Source organism: Parapedobacter sp. GCM10030251 (genome assembly GCF_042666505.1).
In the GTDB taxonomy this organism is placed as follows: Bacteria; Bacteroidota; Bacteroidia; order Sphingobacteriales; family Sphingobacteriaceae; genus Parapedobacter.
Genome location: NZ_JBHTDN010000010.1, coordinates 118,891 through 128,546 on the forward strand (window position 1 = coordinate 118,891; position 9,656 = coordinate 128,546).

At 49.5% G+C, this 9,656-nt stretch carries 8 protein-coding genes; 1 reads left to right on the top strand and 7 read right to left on the bottom strand.

The genetic code is table 11. The features are described 5' to 3' along the window. Positions 1-7 precede the first annotated feature (7 nt). From ACFQRK_RS20590 to ACFQRK_RS20615, 6 genes are all read right to left on the bottom strand, one after another. Entirely contained in the window at positions 8-1,684 is a 1,677-nt protein-coding gene (locus ACFQRK_RS20590) for a pyruvate dehydrogenase complex dihydrolipoamide acetyltransferase (RefSeq protein WP_379010028.1), read from the bottom strand. Positions 1,685-1,726: 42 nt separating this feature from the next. Beyond that, positions 1,727-2,722, bottom strand: coding sequence for a pyruvate dehydrogenase (acetyl-transferring) E1 component subunit alpha (gene pdhA, locus ACFQRK_RS20595; RefSeq protein WP_379010029.1), 996 nt, complete (start codon positions 2,720-2,722; stop codon positions 1,727-1,729). A 159-nt stretch (positions 2,723-2,881) separates the two neighbouring features. Next, positions 2,882-4,393, bottom strand: a complete 1,512-nt coding sequence (locus ACFQRK_RS20600) for a PQQ-dependent sugar dehydrogenase (RefSeq protein WP_379010030.1) — start codon at positions 4,391-4,393, stop codon at positions 2,882-2,884. Positions 4,394-4,397: 4 nt separating this feature from the next. Further along, positions 4,398-5,501, bottom strand: coding sequence for a plastocyanin/azurin family copper-binding protein (locus ACFQRK_RS20605; protein WP_379010032.1), 1,104 nt, complete (start codon positions 5,499-5,501; stop codon positions 4,398-4,400). A 168-nt stretch (positions 5,502-5,669) separates the two neighbouring features. Further along, a complete protein-coding gene (locus tag ACFQRK_RS20610; protein WP_379010033.1) occupies positions 5,670-6,461 on the bottom strand; it encodes an amidohydrolase family protein in 792 nt (263 codons plus the stop codon). Further along, positions 6,451-7,329, bottom strand: coding sequence for an amidohydrolase family protein (locus ACFQRK_RS20615; protein WP_379010034.1), 879 nt, complete (start codon positions 7,327-7,329; stop codon positions 6,451-6,453). The genes ACFQRK_RS20610 and ACFQRK_RS20615 overlap by 11 nt, the downstream gene beginning before the upstream one ends. Positions 7,330-7,602: 273 nt before the next feature. On the opposite strand from ACFQRK_RS20615, the gene ACFQRK_RS20620 reads away from it, so the two are divergent. Continuing rightward, positions 7,603-9,336, top strand: coding sequence for a S41 family peptidase (locus tag ACFQRK_RS20620; RefSeq protein ID WP_379010036.1), 1,734 nt, complete (start codon positions 7,603-7,605; stop codon positions 9,334-9,336). Positions 9,337-9,363: 27 nt separating this feature from the next. Here the strand turns inward: ACFQRK_RS20620 and ACFQRK_RS20625 are convergent. Next, positions 9,364-9,656, bottom strand: a 293-nt coding sequence (locus ACFQRK_RS20625) for a UDP binding domain-containing protein (RefSeq protein WP_379010038.1), incomplete at its 5' end; no start/stop codon positions are given.

Here is a 9,656-nt window from a genome sequence, read left to right on the forward strand (position 1 = left end):
ACTTGTATTAAGCCAATATCCTTACGGGTTCTTCCAGCAACGACTTAAGCGTCTGCAGGAAGGCAGCGCCTGTAGCACCGTCTACTACACGATGATCACATGTAAGCGTTACCTTCATGATATTACCGGGGACAATCTGACCGTTTTTCACAACGGGTACCTGATCAATGCCTCCGATCGCTAGAATGCAGGAATCAGGCGCATTGATAATCGCGGTAAATTCGTCGATGCCAAACATACCCAGGTTGGATACCGTAAATGTAGAGCCCTCCCAATCCGCAGGCTGCAATTTTTTGGCTTTTGCCCGTTGTGCAAATTCCTTTACCTCGGCCGAAATGTGTGACAACGACTTACCGTCGGCGAAACGGACAACAGGCACCAATAATCCCTCGTCAACGGCTACAGCCACGCCTATATTCACGTGCTCGTTGTAACGGATTTTATCTCCCTGCCAGGAAGCGTTGATGGCGGGATGTTGTTTCAGCGCCACCGCCGCTGCTTTAATCACGAGGTCATTAAACGATACTTTTACGGGTGCCACGTCATTGATTTTGGCTCTTGCTTGGATAGCGTTATCCATATCAATTTTCATGGTGAGGTAAAAATGCGGGATGATAAACGTCTCGGACAGCCTTCGGCTGATGGTTTTCCGCATTTGGGTAACCGGTTTTTCCGTATATCGTTCTTCACCCACATACTGCGGTATACTGATGGTTGTCGCGGCAGCGGGAGCCTCGGCCTTTGCGGCAGCGGTTGGAGCTGCATCGGCCTTGGCGGCAGGCGTGTATGATTCGACGTCTTTCCTGATAATGCGACCACCGTCGCCCGTACCTTTTACGTCGCTAAGGCTAATGCCTTTATCCTTGGCAATTTTCCTCGCCAATGGTGAAGCCTTAACACGCGAATCGTCTGATGCCGATGTTTGAGGCTCCTGCTTTTCAGTGGGCTGTTGCGCTTTGGACTCAGTCGGTTTCACCGCCTGATCATCCGCGCTTTCAGCGGGCTTTTCGTTTTTGCCGGATTTAGCCGCCGGACTTTTGAGAAGAGGCGTAACATCCGTGCCTTCTTTTCCTACAATGGCGATGATGTCATTGACTTTAGCCGCCTGTCCTTTTTCCACACCTACGTATAGTAGCGTTCCTTCTGCATAGGCGGTCACCTCCATCGTGGCTTTATCGGTTTCTACATCAGCAATGACATCATCGCTTTTGATTGCATCACCGACCTTGAAGTGCCACTCCGCGATGACGCCCTCGGTCATCGTATCACTCAATAGGGGCATGGTAATCACCGTGGCACCCAGCGATTCGGCCGTTACCTCCGGGCCTCCGTCCGCTTCCGGTTCGGCACTTTCCGCGGTCTTTTCCTCGGGGGCAGCTTCTTTTTTCTCTGATTTATTGTTGCCGGCATCGCTTTTGCCGTCCAATAATGCCTGATAATCTTCTCCCTCTTCGCCGAGAACGGCGATTACTGCGTCAACAGGAACAGCTTCACCTTCTTTGGGGCCGATATATAACAACGTTCCTTCCTGATAGGATTCGAAGTCCATGGTGGCTTTATCGGTTTCCACCTCCGCTATCAGATCGCCGGAACTGACCTTATCGCCTACTTTTTTGTGCCATTTTGCGATCACCCCTTCGGTCATGGTATCGCTCATTTTTGGCATTTTTACTACTTCAGCCATGTTTTATTGCGGTTAATCTTTTACGTAACTACTTCAACTTGTTCAATCCGTGATATAGGGATAATCAGCTTGTACATACACATCTTTGTACAGCTCATCCGGTTCGGGATAAGGCGATTCTTCGGCAAATTTGACGCATTCTTCGATGGTCTTTTTTACATCGGCTTCCACTTCCGCAAACCACTCCTCATTGGCATATTTTTTTTCCATGATAGCCGCCTTAGTCGTAATCAGCGGGTCCCGTCCTTTGTATTCGTCGAGTTCTTCTTTGGTACGGTATTTTGCGGGATCGGACATGGAGTGGCCTTTATAACGGTACGTCCGCATTTCCAGGAACGTTGGCCCGTCACCGCTTCGGGCACGCTGTACAGCTTCGTCCATCGCATTGTGTACGGCGATAACGTCCATGCCATCAACCGGCGCGCTGGGCATATCAAAACCGAGCCCCATCTTGTAAATATCAATCATATTGGTCGTACGGGCTACTGACGTACCCATCGCGTACCCGTTGTTTTCGCAAACGAAAATCACGGGTAGCTTCCATAGCATGGCCATATTGAGTGCCTCGTTAAAGGCGCCTTGCCGTACCGCACCATCACCCATATAACATACGCACACGTTATCAGTCCCGTTGTATTTTTCAGCGAATGCAATACCGGCACCGAGTGGAATCTGACCGCCGACGATGCCATGACCGCCCATAAATTTGTGCTCTTTGCTAAAAAAGTGCATTGAGCCTCCTTTGCCTTTCGAACAACCGGTTATTTTACCGAAAAGTTCCGCCATGGCTGCATTTGCGGACACACCTTTCGCGAGTGCGTGAGCATGGTCGCGATAAGCAGTAATCATCGAATCGGCGGGCCGTAACACCGACATGGCGCCTGCCACTACGGCTTCCTGGCCTATATAGAGGTGGCAAAACCCCCTAATCTTCTGCTGCCCATACAGCTGACCGGCTTTTTCTTCGAATTTACGCATGAGTAGCATTAACTTATACCACTCCAGGTAGGTCTCTTTCTTTATCGGTGTCGAACTCATTTCAACAGTTATAGATTACAAATTTTTGGAAGGCAAACTTAGACAAAATTGTTGTCATATGCAATCCGCGGGCATACGATTAATTTCTCCTTCTCTCCACAATAGGCCATAAATACGTTTAAAACCGCATCGGAGTTGAATCGAAAATAAGTGCCAAACCTATTCCAACAAGTTGTTTAACGTATAACAAATCGTCTGATTTTCCGCAGGCATGCCGTCTTTGCTCTTTACGTTATGGAGTTCAAGCTCGTACACATAACCCGCTTTCAGGGAGTCGAGCTCCATCGACACGGTTCTCCCGTCGGGAGACAAATGCAAGCGTTTGATCCCAATTTGTTGGATATTGCTTTGTTGAGAGTGGTCGATCGGTTCGTCGAATGGCTTCTTCCGATATGCATAGTAGTAATGCCTGATCCGATAATGGTCTTTGTTCAGGGCAGTAGCAGCATCCAACGGGCGGGTAAAAGACACATCAAATCCTTTCGTCGTCAAGCTCATCCGATAGATGTCCATCGGCTGTTTACCTGTAAATGTTACTCGCCGGATGCCTTTGTCACCCGACCAGCCATGTGCAATTTGCCCGATCCAAAGACTGCCATCAGGAGCAAAGGCAAGCCGGTTATTGCCAATGGGCAACCCTTGATTATCCAGAAACGGAATACAAGCTCCCTGAAACTCCCCCTTTACTTTCTCTAGCATGACACGGACAATGCGCTTGTGATTCATCTCCCCAACGAACAGCTGACCAGCAAACGGTCCGAATTTGCCGTCGGTCGTGTCCCAGACGGGTTGAGCGGGAGAATTGGCAATGATGCCGTGCGGAAAGTATACCGATGCTTGGGTACGCATATGATCCAACTCTTCTATGGGAAGATCAAACGGGCTTCCCCGGTTCCAGCCTTCTTTCCAAACCAAGCTTGCCGGGTGCCCATAAAAGTGTCCTTCTTTGACGTGATACAAAGTGCTGGTTTCGACCCAGTCGCTTTGGTTGTCGGTCACGAATAGATTGCCGTCCGGATCAATGCCAATTCCATTAGGCGACCGGAACCCGGATGCGTACGGCTCCAAGGCTCCTTGCGGGGTTTGTTTCATTACCCAACCCCGATAAGGTACGGCCGAAAACATCTGACGGCGACCGTCTGCGCCGTCTCTGCCCAACGTATTCACCACACCTCGCGTGTTCGGCTGAATCTTTCCACCGTATGAGGCGGTATTCAGCGCAATAAACAGGTTGCCGTTTTTATCCTTGACCGGTCCATAGTTAAACTCGTGGTAATTCCCCGACAAACCAAAATCGTCCGCTACCTTTTCATAAAGATCAGCCTCGCCGTCGCCATCTGTATCCACCAATCGGGTCAGTTCGGGCCGCTGCATTACCAAGAGTTCCCTCGCATTGACCACCCATAGTCCCAGGGGTTCGTGCAATCCCTTTGCAAACACTTCCCAGTTGCGCTGTGCCGGATCGTAGATCATGACTTCCCCCCGGGTAAAACAGGCCGCCAGGCGGCCGTCAGGCAGAAAAGCCAAGCCGCCCGTTTCCGCCTCGAGATCCGCGGGCATGGGAATGGTCTCAATGACGTAGGAGGGTGACTGTGGGTCGTCGTGGGAACAGGAAGTGGCCACGGTAATGAGCGCCAGGCCAACAAATGCTAGGGTAAGAACAGGATTCATCTTTTTACGGGTTTTCTTTTTTGATCATTTGTATGGTGAACTCACGGGCCTCTGCCGGCGTAAGGACAACTTTGCCCTTCTGCATTACCCCGGCGGAAAATTCATAGGTTGCGCCGGATGCGTCGTCAAAGAGATACCATACCGGTTCGGTGGCATCGGGTATCCGGATCGTCCGTATGAATCCTCTTTTCCCCGGCAACTCTTTGATAAGTTCGAAAACATCGCTATCGCCCACCGTATAATGAAATTCAGGATACCGATCGCGTACACGATAGCCCTTATAATCGACCCGCGGGATGGCCCCCGGTTCCCCGATCCGGATGGGCTTCGTTATCCGGTCGCTGAAAAAGACCGTTCCCAGTATCTTTGCGTACGCATTCTTATGGCCATGCCACAGATCCGCGTTGTCCAAAAATCCGCCCTCCCAGGCATACCGTAACTGGCAAAACTCCATATCCCAGCAATAGGAAAGTTGTTGGGGCAGGTGAACAGCGATTGACGCCAAACTGGTGCCTTCCAAAAACGCGCGATACCAATAAGGCGGGGAAAGCTCGTAAGGATGTGGCCGCGCGGGTCGCTGTTCTTGGCGGCGCGCTTCCGGTATATTCGTGTCCTTCGCCAAATCAGGCATCCCATCGCCCGACTTTGTCACATACATAACGCCATACATCAGAAATCCATGACCCGGATAGGTACACACATAGGGATAAGCACCTTCTTTCTTCGGCGCCCGAAAAGTAACCGCCTTCTTTTCGCCGGGATAAGTCACGGGAATGGTCCAGAGCACTTGCTCCGACTCGGGAATGTAGTCCCGCTCCGGACCTTTCGCCCCAAGCGCTAATGCGGCATTCACCACAGCTTCGCGTGCCTTTGGCTCGGTAATCACCAGGTTATGCGCCATATCGTCTTTATTGGTGAGGCTCAATGTGACCGTTTCCTCGGGCTTTACCTGAAACCGTACCACGTTGTATTGCATACCGCTGACTGCTTCAAGAGCGATCGTCCTGGCCGAATCGGTTGCTGCCCCATCTGCTTCAAGCCCTGTGCCGTAAAGGATAATCAGCACGAGGAGTGCCCGGATTGGTTTTTGATACTTTTTTATTTTCATTCGTAAAGAATTATTGTCATTTGTTTTTAGCGGTATCAACGAGATCGCTTCGTTAAGCACGCTCTTCAATTGCCTCATGGAACCTACACCTTTATAGCCTTTTGTTAGGCGCTGACATGGCAGTTTCATCGGTTTAAATTTGCTTTTTAGCAACAGCTCCTGCAGGTGTCATTTTTTTAATCCAAGAAACGTTTGGGCATTCCGGTATTGAAGTAAGCGCTTCGTTTCGTCGTCCGCTTCCTCAGCAGACAGATAGGCAATACGCAGCTGCCCGGTCAGGTAGTCCAGTATCGGCGAATGCGATCCGAACGCGATCTTGGTTCTTCCGTAAGTACGAATGATATCCGGCATGTCAGACATTCCACGGCCTGACGTATCAAGCAAAAGGTTTGTCTGATGTGCGATCCGGGCATTTTCTTCGTTCAACCGGTAACCAGAGGCAATATTTAAGAACATATATTTGCCATCGGGCACGTACCCGGCGATGGGCATCAATTCATTTAATGTCCATTCCTTCTGAATATCCATCCAAAACCGCTGCCGGGTGTCCACCATCCGCACGGTGAGGGCCAGCGGTAAACCACGATCGCGGGCTGCTTCTGCCAGCTTGATCAACGAAGGATGATGGATATCGTAGTCGTGGTATTGCGGGTATACACACACGCCCTGCATACCCAACTTACGGTGGCAGGTGTCGAGATCCTTCTCCCAGGCAGCATAAAGGGGATTGATCACCGCAAATGGGATAAACCGGCCCCCAAAGCGCGGATTGGATCGAAGTTCACCGATCAGTTCTTCATTGGCTGATTGCGTGTTTTTATAGAAGATACCGTTAAGGGAACTCACAACGGCCTGGCTTACACGGAAGCGGTTCATGCGTTCCAACAAGGCAGCACAACTGGCGTACCGGAGTTTTTGAAAGGGCCAATGCCCCACGCGGGCGTTAATGTCAATGAACATCGTATCCCCCTTTCTTCAACACTGCATTGTAGTTGTCGAAAAACAATTTCTCTTTTTGCCGTTCCGTAAGTTCTGCTGCCAAGATTTTTCCCACTCCTTGGAAATAGCTGTTGTCCGTACCAAAAAATAACCTGTCCTCTCCTAGGAGTTTCACCGCGAAATCGATCAGGTCGGCCTCGTTATTACTTCCGCCAGTATCCACAAAGATGTTCGGATAGTCGGCGAAACACTTGCACATATACTCCCAGTCGCTCCCGCCTCCGATGTGTGCAAACTGGAACATGGCTTCCGGATAGCGAATCGCTGCCTCTACAAAATCTTCAGGCCGGGAAACCGTGGGCGGCCGGCCAACATCGTATTTCATCTCATATCCCCCCACCCCCAACTGCGCTTCTCCGTGAACGAAGATCATCATCTTTAAGTCCGTCAGCTTTTCGATCACGGGAAAATAAAGTGGGTCATTTATCTTGACTTGATAATAAAGTCTTGTCCCAACCATACCTTGATCTACACACCGATCAATTTCGGCCAGCGACTCTTTGCCGTATTTCGGATTAAGCGTAATCTGCCCGACCACCTTGCCAGGGTATCTTTTCATCAACGCAATCATTTCGTCGTTAGCAGCTATGAATTGATCCGGCGTCCAATCGGCCCATATCATGGGCTTTCCGGTGTACATGCGGTCTATTCCGAGTCGTTCCGCCTGTTCCATATTAAATGGGGCGGTACAATACGCATCCAGTTTTCTGTATTTTCGAACTTCCTGCATGAGATCATACGGGACAAAAGCAGGCTCAATCCCACTAATTTCAGGATACGAACCCTTGGCCAGCAATACGCCAGCGGTCGTCAATGATCCTGTTTTCAAAAACGTTCTTCTGTTTATCTGATGGGACATAACTAAGCGAAAGCAGCGTTCATGCAATGGTCAGTAACGGCGATTCGAGCTTTTGGCGCCGGGACATCTTTCCCGGCCATTTAACGAAGCGGCCTGTTTTTCCAAAAGTACGGAAGAATTAATAAAATAAAAATGAAATATAAAAGGTCGGTAGTCAAAAATGCCGGCACAGTCGCTTCTGCTATTGACATTGCTTGCAAATTCTCTTAACTTTATTTACTTTTTTGATTTTTCATTTTACGGATGAATCCACGCAAACACACAGTAAATGCAAAGCGAATCACCGTTTTAGCGGTTGTTGTATTGTTTTGTTCTGCTTTCGTTGCGGTCAAAGATGATTTGTTTCTCATCAGTAAAAATCTGGATATTTTTTCGGCGGTATACCGACAGATCAGCCTTAACTACGTGGATGAAACCGATCCTAATCAACTCATCAAGACCGCGGTGAATGCCATGTTAGACGACCTCGATCCTTATACGGAATACGTGCAGGAAACAGAGATCGAAGAATACAAATTGAGGTATGTGGATACCAAATACGGAGGCATCGGTGCTACAATTTTTGAACGTGATGGACGCATTTTTCTGTCTGAATTATATGCTGGATATCCGGCAGACGAAGCGGGCTTGGCGGCAGGCGACGAGGTAGTGAGCATAAACGGCGTTTGGTTGACGAATAAATCGACAAATGAGGTGAGTCATCTACTCCGGGGCGCCGAGCACAGTGAGATACAGCTCCAAGTAAGAAAACCGGGAAAAGCCGAACCGTTCACATTGAAACTCACCCGTAAGATTATCCGGCAACCCAATGTGAGTCATGCCGTTTTATTGGACAAGGGAATCGGTTACATCAAGTTAGACAAGTTTCTCGAGCAGTCGGCAAAAGAAATGGAAATAGCCCTCCGCAACTTAGGGGAAAAGGGCGAATTCAAGGGCCTGATTATCGACTTACGCGACAATGGCGGAGGAATTCTACAAGAGGCCGTCAAAATTGTTAATTTGTTTATTGCCCAGGGAGAGCTGGTCGTTAGTCAGAAAGGGAAAAATGCGACAAAAACTCATAGCTACCGCACGATGGCTAAACCTATAGCGCCTGACATTCCGTTAGCGGTATTAATCAATGGCCGTTCGGCTTCCGCCGCTGAAATTGTCGCTGGCGCTTTGCAGGACTTAGACAGAGCGGTTATCGTTGGTGAAAGAAGTTTTGGCAAAGGACTTGTGCAGCAAACATTTACCGTTCCCTACAACAATCTGGTGAAGGTAACAGTGGCGAAATACTACACCCCCTCGGGAAGGTGTATACAAGCATTGGACTTTGTCCATCGTGATGACAACGGCGCTTATATACGGGTATCGGATTCGTTGCTTAACGCTTTTCATACAAAAAGTGGGCGGGTCGTCTACGATGGCAGTGGCATTTATCCGGATATTGCTGTACCGGAACCGCAATACAGCACCATTGCTCGGACCCTTTCTGAACAATATCTCATCTTTGATTATGCCACGGCTTTCAGGCACGCGCATGCCCGGATCGTCGATGCAGAGAAATTTGAAGTCGATGAGGCACTGTATTCCGATTTTATCCGTTTTCTCAAAGCCAAGGATTATCAGTATTCCACAAAAACTGAGTCATCGCTTAATGAATTGAAGGCCCTTGCCGAAATCGAAAAAACGTCCGAGGAACTCATTGAAGAGTTAGGAACATTAGCGAAAAAAATTTATAGAAGCAAAGAACAGGATCTCTTTGTACATCGTGAAGAAATCAAGGAGATACTAGGCAGTGAAATCGTGTCCCGGTATTATTATAAAAATGGACAGACTGCTTTCTCCTTCAAATATGATCACCCCTTACAACGTGCCAAGGCGCTACTCAGCGGTGGCACAACCGAATATTACGGCATTCTTGCCGGTGAGGGAGAATACAAAATCATCGGCCGCCCTGAAACGTTCCTGGCTTCGGCGGAAACAACCGATTGAAAAACGTCGGGCGCCGAAGTGTTCCAGCTATTCCCCGATGGCGTAATAGGCGAATCCGAGATCTGCGAGGCGGTTTGCGGCGAGCAGTTTCCTTCCGTCGAACAGGAAAGCGGGTTTCATCATGTTGTCCTTGATTCGCGCCCAGTCGTAGGTCCTGAACTCGTCCCACTCGGTGAGCACGGCGATGGCGTGTGCCCGTGCTGCGGCCTCATAGGGATCATCCGCCACGGTGACCAGCCTGCGGTTTTCGCCGGGGGTCCGGGTGCCCAGGTAGTCCAGGTCCTGATAGACCTGTTCGGCGGAAACCTTGGGGTCGTACA